Source organism: Enterobacter sp. JH25, assembly GCF_021725435.1.
Taxonomy (GTDB): Bacteria; Pseudomonadota; Gammaproteobacteria; order Enterobacterales; family Enterobacteriaceae; genus Enterobacter; species Enterobacter intestinihominis.
In genome coordinates this window covers 2,542,236-2,564,132 of record NZ_CP091319.1, presented here as the reverse complement: position 1 = coordinate 2,564,132, position 21,897 = coordinate 2,542,236, and the positions used below count along the sequence as shown (strand labels likewise).

Below are 21,897 nucleotides of genomic sequence, written 5' to 3'. Positions count from 1 at the left end.
TGCGCGGGCCTACGGGTTTCGTAGGCCGGGTAAGCGCAGCGCCACCCGGCAAAAAAATTACGCAAATATCGTCATCAGATACGCAATAAACAGCGCCATATGCGCCGCGCCGTTCAGCACATTGGTGCGGCCGGTGGAGAAGGATATCTGGCACAGCAGCAAGGATGCCACCATCACAATCATCTCTGGCGCACCCAGCGCAAACTGCAATTCATTTCCCGTCATAAAGGCAATCAACGTCACCACCGGAACGGTAAGGGAGATGGTCGCCAGAACCGAGCCGAAGAACAGATTCATCGCACGCTGCACCTGATTATTGAGCACCGCTTTCAGCGCTCCCAGGCCTTCTGGCGACAGGATCAACAGGGCCACCAGGAAACCGGTAAAGGCGACCGGCGCGTTCAGTTCAGTTAACAGCGCCTCCAGCGGGTTCGCATTCATCTTGGTGACCGCAATTACCGCAATCAGATGCACGATCAGCCAAACCGTGTGCCACGCGCTGCTGTGGGCCGACGGCTTACCGTGATGCGGGTCATCATCGTCGCCGTCGTCTTCATGCTCGTAAACAAACAGGCTCTGGTGCGTTTTGGTCTGGATCAGCAGGAACACGCCGTACATTGCCGCGGAAATCAGCGCCACCAGCAGCGCCTGGCCGGTGGTGAAGTTTGCGCCCGGCAATGCCATCGGGAATACCAGCACGATAATCGCCAGCGGGAACAGGGCGATCAGATACTGTTTAATGCCAAAAAGGTTCATGTACTGGGTGGCAAATTTGCGGCCACCTAATAAAAGCGAAAAACCGACCAGGCCGCCGGTAACAATCATAATGATGGAGTAGAGCGTATCGCGCATTAACGTTGGTGCGGCGTCGCCAGTGGCCATTAATGCGGAAATTAGACTGACCTCAAGAATCACAACCGAAAGGCTTAAAATTAATGACCCATACGGCTCTCCAAGACGGTGGGCTAAAACATCCGCATGGCGTACCACGCTAAATGCACTGGTTAAAATACCCACCAGAGCCAGAATATTGATCCCCACAACCACTGGCAATGACTGACTGCTTCCCCAGAAGAGCAGCACAGCCAGTGCCAGAACCGGGAAAATGAGAGAGGTCTCCTTGTGGCGGGTCTTTACCGCCTCGTGTGTTGCTGTCATGTGTTTCTCCAACAGTGCAGGTGCTTGTAATTATAGATAGATTTTGAGGGTGTTAAATTAACAGAAAACGGTTAAATACCCTGTATTTTTTACTTAATTTTACCCTTTAATGGGATTTTTCTTCCTGAAGCTTATAATGCCTCATTTACACAAAATAATAATTTAATAACAATGCCTTGCACTCTTAAATAGTTCATTTCTCGCTGTCGGCTGGCACCCTGGCGTATCGTCGTCCACACTTATCTTTTAGCCAAAAGAGAGGTTAGCGATGCCATACAAATCGAAAAGCGAATTACCGGATAACGTGCAAAACGTACTGCCTGCCCACGCTCAGGATATCTATAAAGAAGCCTTTAACAGCGCCTGGGATCAATACAAAGATAAAGAAGATCGCCGGGACGATGCCAGCCGTGAAGAGACGGCGCATAAAGTGGCCTGGGCCGCCGTAAAAAATGACTATGAGAAAGGGGATGATGACAAATGGCACAAAAAGAAATAGCTGCCGAATAATACGCTGCCTCCATTTTGACATTTCAGGCGGTTGAACTGCCGCTGTATTGCATCTGGCCCGCGAATTGCTTATCGTTGCTCAACTGCTGTTAAAATGAACAGCGCAGAATGCCGGGAAGGCGCATTAAAGATGTCGCAAGGAAGCATGCAGTGGCGGAGGGGGATGTGTTAACGCGTGATTTCTTGATGAAGGCAGATTGTAAGACGGCATTTGGTGCTATTGAGGAATCGCTTCTGTGGTCGGCTGAACAACGTGCGGCGTCGCTTGCGGCAACGCTGGCCTGCCGCCCGGATGATGGCCCGGTCTGGATTTTTGGTTACGGCTCGCTGATGTGGAACCCGGCCCTCGAGTTTGTTGAATCGGCAACCGGAACGCTGCCTGGCTGGCACCGCGCCTTCTGTTTGCGCCTGACCGCCGGACGCGGCAGCGCCTGTCAGCCTGGACGTATGCTTGCACTAAAAGAGGGCGGGCGCACCACGGGCGTGGCATACCGGCTGCCGGATACCACGCTGGAAGATGAGCTCACGCTGCTGTGGAAGCGCGAGATGATCACCGGCTGCTATATGCCCAGCTGGTGCAAGCTGGAACTGGACGACGGCCGCACCGTCAACGCGCTGGTGTTCATTATGGATCCGCGCCACCCGCTGTATGAAGCCGACACCCGAACCCAGGTGATTGCCCCGCTGATTGCCGCCGCCAGTGGACCGCTGGGCACTAATGCCCAGTACCTTTTCTCGCTCGATCAGGAGCTGACGCGTCTCGGTATGCAGGACGACTGTCTGAGTGAGCTGGTGGTGAAGGTTAAAGCGCTGCTGGAAGGGAACCCGCTCAGCAATACGCTGCGCCCGGGTTTTGCCTGATAATACGCCCGGCTGGCCGGGCGTTTATGGTTATGCTGCCACGTAACTTACGGAATGTTCGAGCGACTGGCTGTGGCTGTCGATTAGCACATCCCAGGTGCCGGTGTAAGGCACCGTCAGCCAGGCCTTATCATCCTGGACGGTAAGGATATCTGCCTGCGATTGCTTTTGCCCTTTTGTACTCATCAGATGGATGCGGCAACGTTCTGAGCAACGCACCACTACCGTATCCCCGCCAAACAGTTTCAGACTCGTTTTAACTCGTGCCATTTTTTATACCCCGTCGTTTTTGCCCATCCCGAGCGTGATGTTGTTCACAATTTACTCATTGCATAACACCAAAGGGGAAGGTGGGTGATGCTGATTTCGATCAAAAAATGGCGCAACGATTAAACAAAAATGACAAAATTTCTGAAACCTTTCAGCCGACGCGCGTTTTCCCTGCTTAACGCGCGTCCGGGAAAAATTATATGCGGAAATGGCCAGCGGTCTCAGCAAGGTCGCCCGCCTGGCTTTGCAGCGCGCTGGCCGCAGCAGCAGACTGTACAACGAGTTCAGCGTTCTGCTGCACCATGCGATCCAGGTGAGTCACCGCGTGGTTAATTTCATGGATGCCTTTCATCTGCTCGCGGGTGGCAATAGATATTTCACGCATAATGCCAGACACGCTCCCGACGCTGGCGCGGATCTCATCCATGCTGTCGCCCGCAAGGTGCACAAACCGGGAGCCGGTTGCAACGCTTTCGGTAGTGGAGTCAATAAGGGATTTGATCTCTTTCGCCGCCTGAGCGCTGCGGCTGGCCAGATTACGCACTTCCCCTGCAACGACCGCGAACCCACGGCCCTGCTCACCGGCACGAGCCGCTTCGACGGAGGCGTTAAGCGCCAGAATGTTGGTCTGGAAGGCGATGCCGTCAATCACGCTGGTGATATCGCCAATCTTTGCAGAAGCCACTTCGATGGACTGCATGGTGCTGATTGCCTGCGAGACTACTTCGCCGCCGCGCGCTGCGGCCGCAGAGGCCTTACTGGCCTGGTCGTTGGCTTCTTCGGCCGATTCATTCGACTGGGTAACGGAGGCGGTTATCTCTTCCACGGCGCTGGCGGTCTCACGCAGGCTGGACGCGGCCTGCTCGGTTCGTCCGGAGAGATCCTGATTGCCTGCCGCAATCTCCTGCGCGGCGTTTTTCACTGAGGCGCTGGCGTCGCGAAGCTGGACCATCACCACCGAGAGCTTATTGCTGAAGGCGTTGAACGCCTGCGCAATTTGCGCCACTTCGTCATCGCCGCTATCCGGCAGACGCTGGGACAGATCGTTGGTGCCGTTGGCAATGCTGTGCATCGCGTCGCGAATGTCGGACAGGCGCTTAAGCAGGCGGGCTATCAAGAGGTGGACAATGGCGCCGCTCAGAAGCGCCAGAATCACCAGCGAGATTGCCGACGCTTTCAGCAAGGAACTCATGCCGGAGGTAGCGTCGCTGCTGTCGAGGGCGACGACCAGCAGCCAGTTCGTGCCCGGCACGGCTGAGGCGATAAAGGTTTTTTCCTCATCATTCAGCGTCCCGTCGACCGGATTACCGCTCTTCAGCGCCGCAAGGTCGATGCCTTTGATCGTCCCGGTAAACGGCTTCAGCGTTAGGGTCGGCTCGTTGGCGGCAATAACCGTGCCGTCGCTGTTCAGGAGCAACCCGCTGCTGGCAGGCGTTGGGTGGATCCCGCGCACGTTCGCCACCACGCTATCCATGGCGACATCGCCCGCTACCACTGCTTTCAGAGTACCATTCTCCTTCACCGGTACGGCAAACGTCACCACCAGCTTCCCGGTCCCGGCATCAACGTAGGGCGCCGTCACAACCGGGCCGTCCGTGCTCACCACCTGCTGATACCAGGGACGAATGGTTGGGTCATAATCCGCCGGGACCCCCGCAGGATCGGAGAATTTCGCCGTCTTGCTGGCGTAGCCTGCGTAGACGTTGGTGAAGCCGCCCGCCTGAGCTAATTGCTTAAACACCGGAACCGGATCGTCAGCCAGCGCGATGCTCTGCGCGGAGGCAATCACCGTCATTTTGCTTTTGACCCAGTCGGCAATCGCCATATTGTGGCTGGCGCTGGTGCTGGTCAGTATATCGCGCTGCGACTGCTGATTATCCTGGCGCGTGACCTGAAAGTTGATAATGGTATTAAGAAGAAGGGCGACGACCATACAGCCTGTCGTCGCCGCAATGATGCGGGCGCGAATGGATCTGAACATAAGTGTAATACCTGCTGTGTTGTTTCCATGCCTATCGGCAATGGCGCAGGTAAACTTGATGCTGAAACCGCGTCCATAAGAAAATAATATTTTTAGCGATTTATTATTAAAAAGTTAATACTTTATCAGCGGTAAGAGTCCATTCAGCCAGTTCAACCAGCGTGCCAATTTCCACGCCATCAATCAGGGGCAGCCCGGTAATGCCGCGACCGTCGGTACAGGTTTTGCACAGCTTGACCGGAACGTTTTGCGCGGTCAGGATCTCCAGCATGTGTTGTATGTTGTAGCCCTCAGCGGGGTTCTGCCCCTTCAGCGCGGCCGTGACGGCATCGGACATCAAAAAGAGGCGCAGCTCCAGCTCACTCTCCTTATCGCGCAGCGCGATTGCCAGGCGCAGACTGTTAAAAAGGGATTCACTGCCGTAGGCCGCACCGTTGGCGACGATCACAATCTTCTGCATGTTGACTCCTGTTCTTTGAAAAGGCACGAATATTGCTTCTCATACCGAAGAATATGTATCGGAGAGAGAAACGATGACGATAGTGGCTGGCAGTTCGCCTGGCGCGACCGAATGGTTCCAGCGTGCAAGAATGCTGCGGGAGGAACAGCTCGGCAGATTAGCGCAGCTGGGCGCACTGGTGAACGGCATCAGTCGACTGGTGCATATGCTACAGTGCGAACGCGGTGCGTCAAATGTCTGGCTCTGCTCGCAGGGTAAATTGTACGGGCCTGAATGCAAGGCCAGCAGGGCTTTGGTGGATGAAAACCTTGCGGCATTGCACCTCCTGTTTAGCGAACCGCTGCCGGGCAGCGCCCTCTGCGAACGTATCGCCAGTGCACTGCACGGCCTTGAAACGCTGACGGTGCTGCGTGATGGCGTTACAGGTCAACGCGTCACCGCGCCGCAGGCGATGGAACACTACAGCCGCATACTGCGGCTTCTGCTCAATATCGTACCTCAACTCAGCGACAGCATTGACGATCCGCACATCGCGGGCCGATTTGTGGCCCTTTACAGCCTGATGCAGGGCAAAGAACTTGTGGGACAAGAGCGGGCGTTAGGGGCTATTGGTTTCACCCAGGGATTCTTTGACGATGAAACTCGCCAGCGGCTGGTGGATCGCATTGATGGCCAGCAGGCCTGCTTTGAGGTTTTTATCTCCCATTGCACTCCAGACGTGCAGGAGACGTTTACCCTCAACTGTCAGCCGGGTCTGGAGACTGAAAAACTCAGGCGTGAAGCGTGCACCCGCCAGCCTCCGGCAGATAATGGCGATACCGCCCTCAAATGGTTTGCCCTGCAAACCGCGCGTCTTGAGCATCTGCGCACGCTGGAGGAGGTGGCCATTGCCGATCTGATAACGGCAGTTGAGGAGCGTCGCTATAGCGAAAACCTGCACGTAGATGATGAGTACGACGATATCCTGGCGCGATTTCCGGATAGACCACTGCTGCCGCTGGTGCGCCAGCAGGCGCGCGAAATTGAGCAACTCTCCCGTCAGCTTGCTTCCCTGCGCGACACGCTGGAGGAGCGCAAGACCATCGACAAAGCCAAAAGCGTGCTAATGACGCATCAGAACATGAGCGAGGAGCAGGCGTGGACAGCCCTGCGCAAAATGGCGATGGATAAAAACCAACGCATGGTGGATATCGCCCGTGCGCTCCTTACGGTGAAAAATCTGTGGAAGATACCCCCTGGGGAGTAGTTGCACAGTCAGTGGGCATTTTATGCCTGATTGAGGTGCGTAAAACAGCGCTCTCCTTGCAGAAACCCCGTAACGCCGGGGTTAAAAAGCTGGCATCACCTTTGCATTAACAGATTAACTATTTTTGACGATGCGCCAACGGCGGTGCATACGTCTTCGGGATAAAGGCGTCCAGCGGTGCTTCAGCACCGTCGGGCGCTTTTTTTTGCCTTTTTTCAGGAGCAATTATGGCGGATTTGTCGAGACGGCGTTTATTGCAGGCCAGCATGCTGGCGAGTGGTGCGATGCTGTTGCCGGGTGTCATGCAGGCCGCATGGGCGGCGGGGTCAGATAAGCCGGAGCAGGATACCGTGCGTATCGGGTTTATCCCCCTGACCGATTGCGCGCCAGTGGTTATCGCGGCCCTGAAAGGGTTCGATAAAAAACACGGCATTACCATTGTACCTACTAAAGAGGCGAGCTGGGCGGCGGTGCGCGACAAGCTGGTGGCAGGGGAGCTGGACGCCGCACACATTCTTTACGGCCTGCTGTACGGACTGGAGCTGGGTATCGCGGGCAAGCCGCAGCAGATGGCGAACCTGATGACTCTCAACCAGAACGGTCAGGCCATTACGCTCTCCAGCGATCTGGCGGAGAAGGGCGTTCGTGATCTCGACGGGCTGAAAAAGCTGATTACACAGCAGGCACCGGGAACCTACACCTTCGCGCATACCTTCCCGACGGGGACACACGCTATGTGGCTCTACTACTGGCTGGCCAGTGCGGGCATTAACCCGTTTGACGACGTGCGCACTGTGGTGGTCCCGCCGCCACAGATGGTGATGAACATGCGCATCGGCAACATGGTCGGGTTCTGCGTCGGCGAGCCGTGGAACGCGCGGGCGATTAACGACCGCATCGGGTTTACCGCCGCCACGTCACAGTCCATCTGGGCCGATCACCCGGAAAAGATCCTCGGCACCCGACGCGACTGGGTGGTGAAAAATCCGCACACCGCACGGGCGCTGGTGAGCGCCGTGATGGAAGCCGCGCGCTGGATCGAGGCGTCAGCGGAAAACAAACGTGAAACCGCGCAGATCCTCTCGCGCCGCGCATGGCTCAACTGCAAGGAACAGTACCTCACCGGACGCATGCTCGGCGAATACGACAACGGGCTCGGTCAACGCTGGCAGGATGCGCACCCGATCCGTTTCTTCAACGAGGGTGCCGTGAGCTACCCGTATCTCTCCGACGGCATGTGGTTCTTAACCCAGTTCCGTCGCTGGGGCTTGCTCAACGCCGCGCCGGATTATGCGGGCATCGCACAGCGCATTAACCAGACCGCGGTCTGGCAGGATGCCGCGACCGCCGTGGGCGGCATGTCCACACCGTCATCACCGTATCGCAGCAGTACCCTGATGGACGGCACCGTCTGGAACGGCACCGATCCGGAAGGGTACGCCAACCGCTTCGCCATTCACCGTAAAGGGGCCTGAGTATGCAGCATCTGCAAAATACGCAACCACAAGAGAAGTCAGAGAGCGGGGAAGTGATTGTCCTGCCTCCGCTACAGGTTCGCCGTCGTGCGCCAGCGTTTACGCGTCGGATGAATGAGTTTTTACAGCGCGTCATCCCGGCGCTGCTCGGTCTCGGTCTGCTGGTGGTGCTCTGGCAGCTGGCGGCGATAAACAGTAAAGGTTTCCCGACGCCGCTCAGCACGCTCGATTCGGCCATGACCCTGTTTGCCGATCCGTTTTATCGCGACGGGCCAAACGATATGGGCATTGGCTGGAACGTGCTGGCGTCGTTGCAGCGCGTCGCCATCGGCTTCGGTCTGGCGGCGCTGGCGGGCATTCCGCTGGGCTTTTTGATTGGGCGCTTCACCTTTTTCTCCCGCATGTTCAACCCGCTGATCGCGCTCCTGCGTCCGGTCAGCCCGCTGGCCTGGCTGCCTATCGGCCTGCTGCTGTTCCAGAAAGCGGAGCCCGCGTCGAGCTGGACCATTTTTATCTGCTCCATCTGGCCGATGGTCATTAACACCGCCGAAGGGGTGCGCCGTATTCCGCAGGACTACCTCAACGTGGCCCGGGTGCTGCAACTCTCAGAGTGGACCATCATGCGCCGCATTCTTTTCCCCGCCGTGCTGCCTGCGGTGTTGACCGGGGTACGTCTCTCCATTGGCATTGCCTGGCTGGTGATTGTCGCCGCCGAGATGCTCACCGGAGGTTTAGGCATTGGCTTCTGGATCTGGAATGAGTGGAACAACCTCAACGTCGAAAACATTCTCATCGCCATCGTCATCATTGGCGTGGTCGGGTTGCTGCTGGAGCAGGGGCTGATGCTGATCGCCCGTCGCTTTAGCTGGCAGGAAAAATAAGGAGTGAAGATGAAACCTTTAATTCAGGTCCAGGCCGTGAGCCAGCGTTTTTCCACCGCCAGCGGCGAGTTTCTGGCGCTGCAAAACGTCTCTTTTGATATCCACGAGGGCGAAACCGTCAGTCTGATTGGTCACTCCGGCTGCGGCAAGTCGACGCTGTTAAACCTGATCGCCGGGATCACGCTGCCGACGGAAGGCGGGCTGATTTGCGACAACCGCGAAATCGCCGGGCCGGGGCCTGAGCGTGCGGTAGTGTTCCAGAACCATTCGCTGCTGCCGTGGTTAACCTGCTTCGACAACGTGGCGCTGGCGGTGGATCAGGTCTTCCGTCGCACCATGAGTAAGGCCGAGCGCAAAGAGTGGATTGAGCACAATCTCGACCGGGTGCAGATGGGCCACGCGCTGAATAAGCGCCCCGGGGAGATCTCCGGCGGTATGAAGCAGCGCGTCGGTATTGCCCGGGCGCTGGCAATGAAGCCGAAAGTGCTGCTGATGGATGAGCCGTTTGGCGCGCTCGATGCGCTGACGCGTGCCCATCTTCAGGACTCGGTGATGCAGATCCAGCAGGCGCTGAACACCACCATTGTGCTGATCACCCACGACGTGGACGAGGCGGTACTGCTCTCTGACCGCGTACTGATGATGACCAACGGCCCGGCGGCCACCGTGGGTGAGATCCTGCGCGTCGATCTGCCGCGCCCGCGCAACCGGGTGCAGCTGGCGGACGATAGCCGCTATCACCACATGCGCCAGCAGATCCTCCATTTCCTCTACGAAAAACAGCCGAAAGCGGCGTAATGAGGGGGCACGATGCGACTGGTCATTATCGGTAATGGTATGGCGGCAACCCGGCTGATTGCATCGCTCACCGGGCGTATGCCCGGTCGTTTCGCTATCACCGTCATCGGTGACGAGCCGGAGCAGGCGTACAACCGCATCCAGCTTTCGCCGGTGCTGAGTGGTGAAAAGCAGGCGGAGCACATCTGTCTGCACGATGAAGACTGGTACACGGCACGAGGCGTGACGGTGCTGCGAGGAGAAACGGTGCTCGCAGTAGACGTTAACGCGCGTAAAGTGCGTACCTCTGCTCGCACGCTGGGCTGGGATGCGCTGGTGTTTGCCACCGGGTCTACCCCTGTTGTGCCGCCGATCCCCGGCGGCGATGCGCCGCATGTGTTCACCTTTCGCACCCTGGCAGAGACCCGCTCCATCCGGAACCTCTCCGGTCCGGCGGTAGTGCTGGGTGGTGGCGTACTTGGCGTGGAAGCAGCGGCAGCGCTGGCGCGTAACGGTGACAACGTCACGCTTATCCATCGTGGTCCCTGGCTGATGGAACAGCAGCTGGATCAGCAGGCGGGACTGCTGCTTGAAGAGGCGCTGGCGGCGCGGGGCGTTAGCTGTGAATTCGCCTCTGGCATCGCGGCGATTAACGGCAAGAGCGTGACGTTACTCAACGGGCACAGCGTCACCGCCGCGCGCGTGGTGCTGGCCACGGGTGTACAACCCAACGTTGCGCTGGCAAAAGCCAGCGGCATTCACTGCGCGCGCGGCATCGTGGTGGATCACCAGATGCAAACCTCCGTGCCGGATATCTACGCCATCGGCGAGTGCTGTGAAATTGACGGCCAGACATTTGGCCTGGTCGCCCCCTGTCTGGCGCAGGCGGATATTCTCGCCGCGCGGCTGGCCGGGGAGATCACCGCGCCGTTTACCCGGACCGACAACGGCGTGCGTCTTAAGGTGACCGGCGTGGAGCTGTTCAGCCTCGGACGCGCGACGGCGCAGGCGGACGATGTGGTATGGAGTTCATGGGATCCGCTGACCCGTCACTATCGACGATTACTGATCCATCAGGGGGCGCTGGCTGGCGTGCTGCTGCTGGGTGACTGCCGCAGCGCGGCAACCTTTACCGATTTACTGGCAACGGCTGCGCCCGCCCACGCGGACTGGCTGTTCGATCGTTTCACAACGCAACCGCAGGTTGCAGGACAGAACGCTATGACAAAACCTACTCTGGTGGTGGTTGGGCACGGTATGGTCGGCCATCATTTCCTCGAAGACTGCGTTAACCGCAATTTGCATCAGCAGTATCAGATTATTGTTTTTGGCGAAGAGCGCTATGCGGCCTATGACCGCGTGCATCTGTCGGAATATTTTGGCGGACGCAGCGCGGACTCGCTCTCGCTGGTGGCGGGGGAGTTCTTTGCCGATAACGGTATAGAGCTGCGCCTCTCGCAGCAGATTGTCGCTATCGATCGTGATGCACACGTTGTGCGTACCGCCAGCGGCCATGAAACCCACTGGGATAAGCTGGTGCTGGCGACCGGCTCGTACCCGTTCGTACCGCCCGTTCCGGGCAGCGATCTGCCGGGTTGTTTTGTCTACCGCACCCTCGACGATCTGGACAACATTGCGGCCCATGCGGCAGGCTCTCGCCGCGGCGTGGTAATTGGCGGCGGCCTGCTGGGGCTGGAGGCGGCGAATGCGCTTAAGCAGCTAGGGCTGGAAACCCACGTGGTGGAGTTTGCGCCGAACCTGATGGCGGTGCAGCTCGACAGCGACGGTGCGGCAATGCTGCGCAGGAAAATTGAGGCGCTGGGCGTAGGGGTACACACCAGTAAATCGACGACGGAGATTGCCACCTCAGACGACGGGCTGGTGCTGCGTTTTGCCGAGGGTGAACAGCTGGAAACGGACATGGTCGTCTTCTCTGCCGGTATTCGTCCGCAGGACGCGCTGGCGCGCAACAGCGGGCTGGCTATTGGCGAGCGCGGCGGGATCTGTATTGACGACGGCTGCCGGACCTCCGATCCGGACGTGCTTGCCATCGGGGAATGCGCGCTGTGGGAGGGGAAAATCTTTGGCCTGGTGGCCCCGGGCTACCAGATGGCGCGCGTGGCCGCCGCTGTGCTGGCGGGTGAGGAGAAGCGCTTCACCGGCGCGGATATGAGTACCAAACTCAAGTTGCTGGGTGTGGATGTGGCGTCGTTTGGCGATGCCCACGGGCGCACGCCGGGGGCGCTGAGCTACCAGTGGACGCACGGGCCGCAGCAAATCTACAAAAAAATTGTGGTCAGTCACGACAGCAAAACCCTGCTGGGTGGCGTGCTGGTGGGCGATGCCAGCGAATACGCCACGCTGGTGCAGATGATGCTTAACGGCATCAGTCTGCCAAAAGAGCCGGAAACGCTGATCTTACCCGCGTCGTCAGGCTGCACGCCAAAAGCGCTGGGCGTGGCGGCGCTGCCGGAAAGCGCGCAGATCTGTTCGTGTCATAACGTCAGCAAAGGGGATATCTGCCTGGCGGTAAGCGCGGGCGCAACGGATATCGGCGCCATTAAGCAGTGCACCAAAGCGGCGACCGGCTGCGGAGGTTGTAGCGCGCTGGTGAAGCAGGTGATGGAGTTCCAGCTTGCGGAGCAGGGCGTGGAGGTGAAAAAAGATATCTGTGAGCACTTCCCGTACTCGCGTCAGGAGATATACCACCTGGTGCGCGTCAACCATATCCGGACCTTCGACCAGCTTATCAGCCGTTACGGACAAGGGCACGGCTGTGAGATCTGTAAACCGCTGGTGGGATCAGTGCTGGCCTCCTGCTGGAACGAATACCTGCTGAAACCGGCGCATCTGCCGCTGCAGGACACCAACGACCGCTACTTTGCCAATATTCAGAAGGACGGAACGTATTCCATCGTGCCGCGCATGCCCGCCGGGGAAGTGACGGCCGACGGGCTGATCGCCATCGGCCAGATTGCGAAACGCTATAGCCTTTACAGCAAAATCACCGGCGGACAGCGTATTGACCTGTTTGGCGCCACGCTCGAACAGTTGCCGGAAATCTGGCAGGCGCTGGTGGAGGCCGGATTTGAGACCGGTCATGCGTACGGGAAATCCCTGCGCACGGTGAAATCCTGCGTCGGGTCGACCTGGTGTCGCTATGGCGTGCAGGACTCCACCGGCCTTGCGGTCAAACTGGAGCATCGCTACAAAGGGTTACGTGCGCCGCACAAAATCAAAATGGCGGTCTCCGGCTGTACCCGTGAGTGCGCAGAGGCGCAGAGTAAAGACGTGGGGGTGATTGCCACGGACAAGGGCTGGAACCTTTATCTGTGCGGCAACGGCGGGATGAAGCCGCGCCACGCGGATCTCTTTGCCAGCGATCTGGACGACGAAACGCTGATCCGCACCGTTGACCGTTTCCTGATGTTCTACATTCGCACGGCAGATCGTCTGCAACGCACCAGTACCTGGATGGATAACCTGGAAGGCGGCCTCGACTATCTGCGCGAGGTGATCCTGAACGACAGCCTTGGGATTGCCCACGAGCTGGAGCAGGAGATGGCCCGGGTGGTGGAGACCTATCAGTGCGAATGGCAAACCACCCTCAACGATCCTGATCGCCTGGCGCTGTTCCGCACCGCGGTGAATGTCCCTGCCGCGGCGGAGAGCAAGCGCTGGCAGGAAATTTGCGGCATCAATGATATCCCCGAGCAGGCGGGCATCGGCGCGCGGCTTGGCCGAAAACCGATTGCGCTGTTCCGCTTTGGAACGTCCGTTTATGCCCTGGACGACCTGGAGCCGGGCAGCAGCGCGAACGTGCTTTCGCGCGGCATCCTTGGCGATGCAGCGGGCGAGCCGGTGGTGATTTCCCCGCTTTATAAGCAGCGCATACGTCTGCGCGATGGATGTCAGGTGGAGAACGGCGAACCCGTGGTGCGCGCCTGGCCGGTAAAAATTGAAAACGGCAAGGTTTGGGTTGGAAGCCAAGAGCTGGTGATGCGTGCGGAGGCCTCATGACGGAAACCCGTACAACGTGCCCTTACTGCGGGGTGGGCTGCGGCGTGGTCGCCAGTGTGGAAGATGGCGCGGTAAGCGTTCGTGGGGATGAAACTCATCCGGCGAACTTTGGCCGCCTGTGCGTAAAAGGATCTGCCCTCGGGGAAACGACGGGGTTGCAGGGACGTCTGCTGCGCCCGGTTGTTGACGGCATGGAGGTGGCATGGCCGCAGGCGCTGGGTGAAGCGGGCGAGCGGCTACGGAAGATCATCAACGAATGGGGGCCGCAGGCGGTGGCGTTTTATGCCTCCGGCCAGCTGTTGACCGAGGATTACTATGCGGCCAACAAGCTGATGAAAGGCTTTATCGGGGCGGCGAACATTGATACCAACTCGCGGCTGTGCATGTCGTCAGCGGTGGTGGGCTACAAACGCGCCTTCGGTGAAGACATTGTGCCGTGCAGCTACGAGGACGTGGAAAACAGCGATCTGGTGGTACTCGTTGGCTCAAACGCGGCCTGGACGCATCCGGTGCTGTATCAGCGGCTGGTGCAGGCAAAACGCAGCAACCCGCAGATGAAAGTGGTCGTGATCGATCCGCGCAAAACCGCCACCTGCGATGCCGCTGACCTGCATCTGGCGCTTAAGCCCGGCAGCGACGCCGGGCTGTTTGTGGGATTGGTCAATCTGATTCAGGGTAGCGTCGAGTGGCCGATTCCTCACGTGGCCGCGTTTTGCGATCTGCCTTCAGACGAGATTGGCACCTTCTACGACTGGTTTGTCACTGCGCCACGCGCGATCACGCTCTACACCATGGGGATCAACCAGTCCTCCAGCGGCAGCGACAAGTGTAACGCCATCATTAACGTGCATCTTGCCAGCGGGAAGTTCAACCGTTCGGGCTGCGGCCCGTTTTCGCTGACCGGACAGCCAAACGCCATGGGCGGGCGGGAAGTGGGGGGGCTGGCGAACCAGCTGGCGGCGCACATGAACTTCGAGCCGGACGATCTTTCGCGTGTGGCGCGTTTCTGGGGAACCGAGCGGCTGGCACAAACGCCGGGGCTGATGGCGGTAGAGCTGTTTGACGCGATTGCCCGCGGCGAGGTGAAGGCGGTGTGGATCATGGGCACCAATCCTGCCGTGTCACTTCCCGACAGCCACGCGGTGTGCCAGGCCCTGGCAGCCTGCCCGCTGGTCATAGTATCTGAGGTGATGCAGGAGACGGACACCAGCCGGTTTGCTCATATCCGTTTTCCCGCCCTGGGCTGGGGCGAAAAAGACGGAACGGTGACCAATTCCGAGCGGCGTATTTCGCGCCAGCGCGCGTTTCTGCCTGCGCCGGGCGAGGCCAGACCGGACTGGTGGATCATCGCCCGGATCGCAGAGCAGCTCGGTTATGGCGATGCCTTCGCCTGGGAACACCCTCATGAGATATTTTGTGAACATGCGGCGCTGACGGCGTTTGAAAATAACGGCGAACGGGCGCTAAACCTGCGCGAACTGGCGTCGCTGTCGCGAGAGGCGTGGGACGAGCTGGCGCCTTATCAGTGGCATGCCGGTGATTTCCCGCAAAGAAATCTTGTACCGGTTGATCCTTTCTCACATGGGGCAGGCGTCGACGAATTGTACCCCTTGATACTGAATACCGGGCGGATCCGCGATCAGTGGCACACCATGACGCGCACGGGGTATGTTTCGCGCCTGATGCAGCATATCGATGAGCCTTTTATTGAGATGAACGCAACCGATGCGGCGCGCGCGGGGCTGACTGACGGCCAGCTGGCGCGGATAAGTTCCCCGCGCGGGGTCATGGTTGCCAGAGTACGTATCTCTACCGCACAGCGTGCGGGCGAGCTGTTTGCGCCGATGCACTGGAACGCGCAGTTTGCCCGGCAGGGGAAGGTCAACGCGCTGGTGGAAGGGCGGGTTGATGCCTGGTCCGGCCAGCCGGAGAGTAAACAAACCGCGGTGAGGATCCTGCCCTGGCTACCCGCCTGGCAGGGGGAGCTGTATGCCCGCGAGTTGCCAGCGCTGCCGCCGTCGGTATGCTGGTGGCGTAAAGCCTCACGTCTGACGGTGGCGGGGGAGCAGCCGCTGCTGTCGTGGGTCATGGCGTACGCCAGCGGTCGGGGCTGGCAGTTACAGGTGGCACAGACGGGAGAACGCAGCAGCGTGCTCGCCTGGCATCACGGCGAGCTGATGCTGGGCTACTGGGAAGGCCAGACGCTGCCGGCGCTGGCGCATGCGTTTATTGAAGAAGCCTTTGCTGCTGCGCCCGTACAACTCGCTGAACGCCACGCGCTGCTGCACGGACAACGGCCGGGCGAAGATGCCGATCCCGGGCGAATTATCTGTAGCTGCTTTAGCGTGGGTGAAAATACGATACGTAAGGCGATAGCCGGAGGCTGTAATTCTGCCGCAGCGCTGGGCGTGAAGCTGCGTTGCGGTACGAACTGCGGCTCCTGCCTGCCGGAGCTGAAAGGGCTGTTGGGATAATAGTGTAAAGGCGTCAGGTGGCGGCTTCGCACCGGCACGAATTTGTAGGTCGGGTAAGGCGAAGCCGCCACCCGACAATTCTGTTCAGGATATTCCTGAAATTTCTGTTAAGACTGGTTTTCAGGGCTTATGGCGTTAACATAATAAGTGTTTGTTCATAAACACAGGTTCTGATTGACGACGTTGAAGGCTGTATCGTCCCGCATCCGTTTTTTGCTGTTACTCCCCCTTTTTACGGCTGGAGCCGTTCACGGTGCGCCGAAATCCTTCGTGCAGCAGGCGCAAAATCCGTTTGATAACAACGGCGATAGTCTGCCGGATCTCGGTATGGCGCAACCGACTACCGAAGGCGAAAAGCACCTGGCTGAAATGGCAAAGGCCTTCGGTGAAGCCAGTATGATCGATAACGGCCTGACGGCCGGGCAGCAGGCGCGACAGTTCGCGTTTGGCAAGGTGCGGGATGCCGTCAGCGGGGAAGTCAACGAGCAGATTGAATCCTGGCTTTCCCCCTGGGGTAACGCCAATGTCAATGTACTGGTGGATGACGACGGTAACTTTAACGGCAGCAGCGGAAGCTGGTTTATCCCCTGGAGCGACAACACCCGCTATCTGAGCTGGAGCCAGCTTGGCCTGACGCAGCAGACAGACGGGCTGGTGAGCAACGTCGGGATCGGGCAGCGCTGGGTTGCCGGAAACTGGCTGCTGGGCTACAACACCTTTTACGACAACCTGCTGGAAGACAACCTGCAACGTGCCGGACTGGGCGCAGAGGCGTGGGGCGAAAACCTTCGCCTGTCGGCCAATTACTACCAGCCGTTCGCTGGCTGGCAGCCGCGTTCCGACATCCGGGAGCAGCGCATGGCGCGCGGGTACGACGTAACGGCCAAAGCCTGGCTTCCCTGGTTTCATCACCTGAACACCAGCGTCAGCTTTGAACAGTATTTTGGCGATAACGTCGATCTGTTTAACAGCGGTACGGGGTATCACAACCCGGTTGCGGTCAACCTGGGGCTGAACTATACCCCCGTTCCGCTGGTCACCCTGACGGCTGCCCATAAGCAGGGGGAGAGCGGCGTTAGCCAGAATAACCTCGGGCTGAAGCTCAACTATCGCTTTGGCGTGCCGCTGGCGAAACAGCTTTCCGCCGGGGAAGTGGCGGCGACGCGCTCGCTGCGGGGCAGCCGCTATGATTCACCTGAGCGTGATAATCTGCCCGTGATGGAATTCCGTCAGCGTAAAACCCTCTCGGTCTATCTGGCCACGCCGCCGTGGGATCTTAAGCCAGGCGAAACTGTGATGCTGAAGCTGCAAATTCGCAGCACGCATGGTATCCGTCAGATCCACTGGCTGGGTGATACCCAGGCGCTCAGCCTGACCTCACCGGCAAACAGCAACAGCAGCGATGGCTGGAGCATAATCATGCCCGCCTGGAACGACGCGGAAGGGGCGAAAAACGAATGGCGGCTTACGGCCGTGGTGGAAGATAAGGATGGGCAGCGTGTCTCCTCCAATGAGATCACGCTTTCCGTGGTGCAACCGCTCGTCGCAATGCCTGCCGACGATCCACGGTGGAAGTTGCTGCCGGATGAGTAAGTTAAAAAATGCGCTCCTGATGCACCCAGACGGCGGCTTCGACGCGGGATTTTAACTTCATTTTCTTCAGCATGTGTTTGACATGCACTTTGACCGTGCTCTCGGTGATGTCCAGACGGCGGGCTATCATTTTGTTCGGCAGCCCCTGAGCAATCAGCTTCAGAATGTCGCGCTCGCGCGGGGTCAACTGGCTGACGTCACGGTCAGACGTGGCGCGGTTCGCACGCAGGCTGGCGGCCAGTACCGGCGTTAACGCTTCACTCAGCACCATCTCGCCTGCGGCAGCCTGTTGCAGCGCCTTGAGCAGATCTTCCGGCTCCATATCTTTCAGCAGATAGCCGTCTGCCCCCTGCTTGAGGGCGGTGACCACGTCTTCTTCATGGTTTGAGACGCTGAAGACCACCACCCGGCCAGAGAGGGATTTCTCCCGCAGCTTGTCGAGGGTTTCCAGGCCATTCATGCCCGGCATGTTGAGATCGAGCAAGATCAAATCAGGATCGAGCGATTCGGCAAGTTCAATACCCTGTTCGCCGTTGCTGGCTTCCCCGACGACGGTGATATCGGGCGCCATGCTGACAAGCTGTTTAACGCCAGTGCGCAGCATCGGATGATCGTCAATCAACAGGATAGATGCCGGTTCCTGATTAGTCATGGTTTTCTCCTTGAGCAGTTATGAGGGGCTTTTCGGGTATAAAGGTGACCACGACTTCGGTGCCACCTGACTCTCCCCGGCGAACCTGGCAATCACCGCGCAGGCTTTGCGCGCGGTCTCGCATGATGATTAAACCATAATGGTTCGTTCGTTCGGCATTTTCCGGCACGCCGCGGCCGTTATCCTGAACCCTGAGCTTCACCTGATTATCCTGGCAGCTGACGGTGACCGTGACGGCCGTCGCCTCGGCATGCTTGAGCACGTTGCTCAGGGCTTCACGGGCAATTTGCAGCACATGGATCGCCTGGTGAGAGGGGACAAAACGCGGTGGCAACTGGTAATCCAGCTTCACCGGGAAGCCCAGCCTGGCACTAAATTCCTGACAGCTGGACTCCAGCGCAGGGCGTAGCCCCGGCTCGGTGAGCTGTAAACGGAAGGTGGTCAGCAGCTCGCGAAGCTGAATCCACGAGGTGTTAAGCTCGTTGCGGATCTGGCTGAGCAGCTGTTTGCTACTCTCGGGCATGCCTTCGTCCTGCATTTGCAGGCAACTCACCTGCATCTTCATGCAGGAGAGGGACTGGGCGATGGAGTCGTGCAGCTCGCGGGCGATGGTGGCGCGCTCCTCCATCACGATCAGCTGCTGCTGTTTCTCCTGGTGACGGTCGAGCGCCAGCGTGGCCGTGAGCTGCTCTACAAGAGTATCGACCAGCTGCTGCTGGTCGTGGCTCAGGTGACGTCCGGCGGGCAGGGTGGCCAGCAAAATACCGTACTGGGTATGGCTGTCCATCAGCCGCCACTTGAGGGTCGTGCCGCTGGTGGTAAGCGGCGGCAAGCCGCGCGGGCAAAGATGACACCCTTTATCGTCGCAGGAGATGTCCGACTGACAGGTAAATTCCTGATGGTTTTCCTCATCTTCAACGTCGTAAACCCGTAGCTCAAGATCGTGGAGCAGAGTCAGGTTTTGCAGGCCGTTCAGTACCGGCGAGAGACGCTCGCAAAGCGGTACTTGCATATGCAGGCGACGGTTCGCCTGCCAGAGGAAAGAGAGGATCTCGTTTTTCTGCTCAAGCCCGGCGGTTTTCTCCTGGACGCGTTTTTCCAGTACCGCGTAGCTTTCAGATAGTTCCGCCGACATGGTGTTGAGCGCCTCGCCGAGCATCGCCATTTCGTTGCGCCCGCTGATGTGCGTGCGTTGGGTAAAATCGCGCTGTGTGACGGCGCGGGCCATTGCCAGGAGTTGCTTCCAGGGGTTAAGCAACCGCGCGCGCAGCCAGATAACCGTGAAAATCAGCAGCAAACCCATAAACAGCGCCATTGCGCGGTGAACCATCACTACGCGGTCAATGCGTAACTCTGTGGTGCGATCGAACGAGGAGACGAGATGATCGATGCGTGAAACAAACCCGGCGACATCCTGGGCGACCGTTTCCCGGTCTTCCGCCCGCTTTAACCCGGGCTCCAGCTGGGTATGCCAGTAGCCCTGAAGCGCCTTAAGCTGAGATTGCTGGCCGTCACGGATGGCGGCTCTTTCCAGTTCAGGGCTGAATGCGGTACGCTCCATTTCGTCGATAAGCGGTTGGTCAGCCTGCGTCAGCGGCACCGACGCCAGCAGCCGGTAACTCTGCATACGTAGCGAGCCTGCCTCGTTGATGGCATGCGCATTACCCTGCACACCCTGTACCAGCCAGCCAGAAATAGCCATGCCGGTCACACCGATAGCGGTGGACAGCAGAACAATAAGCGCCAGCTGGTTAACCAGCGTCAGCGGAGATAAACATCTTTTTAACATAGAGTTGCCGGGCTCCTGACGTGACCTGATTGCAGGAATGGCGCTATTCTGGTGCATACCCTGGAGTATACCCATACCAATAAAGGATTACCTCTAAATTGCCAGAGAGGTAACGGTTAGTGGGTGGACGAAGCAGGGATGCGTCAGCACCGTGAAAAACCACACCTTTTTTACGTTTTGCATCTACTCATTAAGAGTGATGGCTTTTTTTTCGCCGGAAAACCTCCCACTTTTCCTTTGATTTATATCAACTTACCGCCGCCCTAAAGCCCTAATGTTTGCAGCATCATTCGAGAATCAGAGGTGTCTATGAGTCACTCTTCCGCTCCCGAAAGGGAAACTGGTGCCGTTATTACAGACTGGCGTCCAGAGGATCCGGCGTTCTGGCAACAGCGCGGCCATCGTATAGCAAGTCGTAATCTGTGGATTTCCGTGCCATGTCTGTTACTGGCGTTTTGCGTCTGGATGTTGTTCAGTGCGGTTGCGGTTAACCTGCCAAAAGTGGGCTTTACCTTTACCACCGATCAGCTGTTTATGTTGACTGCGTTGCCGTCGCTTTCAGGCGCACTGCTGCGCGTTCCTTACGCGTTTATGGTGCCGGTCTTTGGTGGTCGTCGCTGGACGGCTTTCAGTACCGGGATCATGATCGTGCCGTGCGTGTGGCTCGGTTTTGCGGTGCAGGATACCTCTACACCGTTTAGCGTGTTCGTGATTATCTCTCTGCTGTGCGGCTTTGCGGGGGCGAACTTTGCGTCCAGTATGGCAAACATCAGCTTCTTCTTCCCGAAAGCGAAGCAGGGTGGTGCGCTGGGCATTAACGGCGGTCTGGGTAACATGGGCGTGAGCGTGATGCAGCTGATTGCTCCGCTGGCGATCTCGGTCTCCATCTTTGCGGCGTTTGGCGGCGGCGGTGTGACGCAGCCCGACGGTTCAGTGCTGTTCCTGCAAAATGCCTCCTGGATTTGGGTACCGTTCCTGGTGGTCTTTACCCTGGCGGCATGGTTCTTCATGAACGACCTGTCCGCGTCCAAAGCGTCCCTGAGCGAGCAGCTGCCGGTTCTGAAACGTGGCCACCTGTGGGTAATGGCACTGCTGTATCTGGCGACCTTCGGCTCGTTCATCGGTTTCTCCGCAGGCTTTGCCATGCTGTCGAAAACCCAGTTCCCGGACGTACAGATCCTTCAGTTTGCCTTCTTCGGTCCGTTTATTGGCGCGCTGGCACGTTCGCTGGGCGGGATGATCTCCGACCGTCTGGGCGGAACGCGCGTTACGCTGGTGAACTTTGTATTGATGGCCATCTTCTGTGCACTGCTGTTCCTGACGCTGCCTGCGGGTGGTGAGGGAGGTAACTTCTTTGCCTTCTTCGGCGTCTTCATGGTGCTGTTCCTGACCGCCGGGCTGGGCAGTGCGTCTACTTTCCAGATGATCTCTGTCATCTTCCGCAAGCTGACCATGGACCGCGTGAAAGCGCAGGGCGGGAGCGACGAGCAGGCGATGCGTGAAGCCGCCACCGATACCGCTGCGGCGCTTGGGTTTATCTCTGCGATTGGCGCGATTGGCGGCTTCTTTATTCCAAAAGCGTTCGGTATCTCACTGGATCTGACCGGCTCTCCGGCGGGTGCGATGAAGGTATTCCTCGTCTTCTATATCGCCTGTGTGGTCATCACCTGGCTGGTATATGGCCGTAATACCAAGAAAAACAAGTAAGCTTGATTATCCGTTTGCGCGGCCTGAGTGCCGCGCTTTTTTT

At 58.5% G+C, this 21,897-nt stretch carries 16 protein-coding genes; 10 read left to right on the top strand and 6 right to left on the bottom strand.

The genetic code is table 11. The features are described from left to right. Positions 1-57 precede the first annotated feature (57 nt). Complete coding sequence (gene chaA / locus L2Y28_RS12325) at positions 58-1,158, bottom strand: sodium-potassium/proton antiporter ChaA (RefSeq protein WP_003856672.1); 1,101 nt, start codon at positions 1,156-1,158, stop codon at positions 58-60. Between the two features lie 268 nt (positions 1,159-1,426). Between chaA and chaB the strand changes: the two genes are divergently transcribed. Both chaB and L2Y28_RS12315 read left to right on the top strand, forming a co-directional pair. Beyond that, entirely contained in the window at positions 1,427-1,657 is a 231-nt protein-coding gene (gene chaB / locus L2Y28_RS12320; protein ID WP_003856674.1) for a putative cation transport regulator ChaB, read from the top strand. A gap of 176 nt (positions 1,658-1,833) precedes the next feature. Continuing rightward, complete coding sequence (locus tag L2Y28_RS12315; RefSeq protein ID WP_017384255.1) at positions 1,834-2,529, top strand: gamma-glutamylcyclotransferase; 696 nt, start codon at positions 1,834-1,836, stop codon at positions 2,527-2,529. 30 nt (positions 2,530-2,559) lie between these two features. Here the strand turns inward: L2Y28_RS12315 and L2Y28_RS12310 are convergent, their stop codons facing one another. From L2Y28_RS12310 to L2Y28_RS12300, 3 genes are all read right to left on the bottom strand, one after another. Further along, complete coding sequence (locus L2Y28_RS12310) at positions 2,560-2,799, bottom strand: hypothetical protein (RefSeq protein ID WP_015570352.1); 240 nt, start codon at positions 2,797-2,799, stop codon at positions 2,560-2,562. 196 nt (positions 2,800-2,995) lie between these two features. Next, positions 2,996-4,780 carry a methyl-accepting chemotaxis protein gene (locus L2Y28_RS12305; protein WP_023330149.1) on the bottom strand — a complete coding sequence of 595 codons (1,785 nt, stop codon included), beginning with the start codon at positions 4,778-4,780 and terminating at the stop codon, positions 2,996-2,998. A gap of 106 nt (positions 4,781-4,886) precedes the next feature. Continuing rightward, complete coding sequence (locus L2Y28_RS12300) at positions 4,887-5,240, bottom strand: DsrE/DsrF/TusD sulfur relay family protein (RefSeq protein ID WP_022648372.1); 354 nt, start codon at positions 5,238-5,240, stop codon at positions 4,887-4,889. A gap of 73 nt (positions 5,241-5,313) precedes the next feature. On the opposite strand from L2Y28_RS12300, the gene nasR reads away from it, so the two are divergent. From nasR to L2Y28_RS12265, 7 genes are all read left to right on the top strand, one after another. Further along, positions 5,314-6,486, top strand: coding sequence for a nitrate regulatory protein NasR (nasR, locus tag L2Y28_RS12295; protein WP_022648371.1), 1,173 nt, complete (start codon positions 5,314-5,316; stop codon positions 6,484-6,486). A gap of 227 nt (positions 6,487-6,713) precedes the next feature. After that, positions 6,714-7,961, top strand: a complete 1,248-nt coding sequence (locus L2Y28_RS12290) for a CmpA/NrtA family ABC transporter substrate-binding protein (RefSeq protein WP_022648370.1) — start codon at positions 6,714-6,716, stop codon at positions 7,959-7,961. 2 nt (positions 7,962-7,963) lie between these two features. Continuing rightward, positions 7,964-8,842, top strand: a complete 879-nt coding sequence (gene ntrB, locus L2Y28_RS12285; RefSeq protein WP_022648369.1) for a nitrate ABC transporter permease — start codon at positions 7,964-7,966, stop codon at positions 8,840-8,842. A 9-nt stretch (positions 8,843-8,851) separates the two neighbouring features. Next, complete coding sequence (locus L2Y28_RS12280) at positions 8,852-9,640, top strand: ABC transporter ATP-binding protein (protein WP_022648368.1); 789 nt, start codon at positions 8,852-8,854, stop codon at positions 9,638-9,640. A gap of 12 nt (positions 9,641-9,652) precedes the next feature. Further along, the gene (nirB, locus tag L2Y28_RS12275) at positions 9,653-13,639 is read left to right on the top strand and encodes a nitrite reductase large subunit NirB (protein WP_022648367.1); all 3,987 of its coding nucleotides are present in this window, start codon (positions 9,653-9,655) and stop codon (positions 13,637-13,639) included. Then, positions 13,636-16,113, top strand: coding sequence for a nitrate reductase (locus L2Y28_RS12270; protein ID WP_022648366.1), 2,478 nt, complete (start codon positions 13,636-13,638; stop codon positions 16,111-16,113). The genes nirB and L2Y28_RS12270 overlap by 4 nt, the downstream gene beginning before the upstream one ends. Before the next feature lie 174 nt (positions 16,114-16,287). Further along, the gene (locus L2Y28_RS12265; RefSeq protein ID WP_022648365.1) at positions 16,288-17,706 is read left to right on the top strand and encodes a YchO/YchP family invasin; all 1,419 of its coding nucleotides are present in this window, start codon (positions 16,288-16,290) and stop codon (positions 17,704-17,706) included. 1 nt (position 17,707) lies between these two features. On the opposite strand, the gene narL is transcribed toward L2Y28_RS12265, so the two are convergent. Next, positions 17,708-18,358, bottom strand: coding sequence for a two-component system response regulator NarL (gene narL, locus L2Y28_RS12260; RefSeq protein ID WP_236919550.1), 651 nt, complete (start codon positions 18,356-18,358; stop codon positions 17,708-17,710). After that, positions 18,351-20,147 carry a nitrate/nitrite two-component system sensor histidine kinase NarX gene (gene narX / locus L2Y28_RS12255; RefSeq protein WP_022648364.1) on the bottom strand — a complete coding sequence of 599 codons (1,797 nt, stop codon included), beginning with the start codon at positions 20,145-20,147 and terminating at the stop codon, positions 18,351-18,353. The genes narL and narX overlap by 8 nt, the downstream gene beginning before the upstream one ends. A 309-nt stretch (positions 20,148-20,456) precedes the next feature. Here narX and L2Y28_RS12250 point away from each other — a divergent pair, with 309 nt between their 5' ends. Continuing rightward, positions 20,457-21,854 carry a NarK family nitrate/nitrite MFS transporter gene (locus L2Y28_RS12250; RefSeq protein ID WP_022648363.1) on the top strand — a complete coding sequence of 466 codons (1,398 nt, stop codon included), beginning with the start codon at positions 20,457-20,459 and terminating at the stop codon, positions 21,852-21,854. The last annotated feature ends 43 nt before the right edge of the window (positions 21,855-21,897 follow it).

Bases quoted from the DNA above. Each gene is read 5' to 3' on its own strand.
- L2Y28_RS12280 (WP_022648368.1), top strand. From the start codon at position 8,852: ATGAAACCTTTAATTCAGGTCCAGGCCGTGAGCCAGCGTTTTTCCACC.
- narX (WP_022648364.1), bottom strand. From the start codon at position 20,147: ATGTTAAAAAGATGTTTATCTCCGCTGACGCTGGTTAACCAGCTGGCG.
- chaA (WP_003856672.1), bottom strand. From the start codon at position 1,158: ATGACAGCAACACACGAGGCGGTAAAGACCCGCCACAAGGAGACCTCT.
- L2Y28_RS12300 (WP_022648372.1), bottom strand. From the start codon at position 5,240: ATGCAGAAGATTGTGATCGTCGCCAACGGTGCGGCCTACGGCAGTGAA.
- L2Y28_RS12270 (WP_022648366.1), top strand. From the start codon at position 13,636: ATGACGGAAACCCGTACAACGTGCCCTTACTGCGGGGTGGGCTGCGGC.
- L2Y28_RS12250 (WP_022648363.1), top strand. From the start codon at position 20,457: ATGAGTCACTCTTCCGCTCCCGAAAGGGAAACTGGTGCCGTTATTACA.
- narL (WP_236919550.1), bottom strand. From the start codon at position 18,358: ATGACTAATCAGGAACCGGCATCTATCCTGTTGATTGACGATCATCCG.
- chaB (WP_003856674.1), top strand. From the start codon at position 1,427: ATGCCATACAAATCGAAAAGCGAATTACCGGATAACGTGCAAAACGTA.
- nasR (WP_022648371.1), top strand. From the start codon at position 5,314: ATGACGATAGTGGCTGGCAGTTCGCCTGGCGCGACCGAATGGTTCCAG.
- L2Y28_RS12305 (WP_023330149.1), bottom strand. From the start codon at position 4,780: ATGTTCAGATCCATTCGCGCCCGCATCATTGCGGCGACGACAGGCTGT.
- L2Y28_RS12310 (WP_015570352.1), bottom strand. From the start codon at position 2,799: ATGGCACGAGTTAAAACGAGTCTGAAACTGTTTGGCGGGGATACGGTA.
- L2Y28_RS12290 (WP_022648370.1), top strand. From the start codon at position 6,714: ATGGCGGATTTGTCGAGACGGCGTTTATTGCAGGCCAGCATGCTGGCG.
- nirB (WP_022648367.1), top strand. From the start codon at position 9,653: ATGCGACTGGTCATTATCGGTAATGGTATGGCGGCAACCCGGCTGATT.
- ntrB (WP_022648369.1), top strand. From the start codon at position 7,964: ATGCAGCATCTGCAAAATACGCAACCACAAGAGAAGTCAGAGAGCGGG.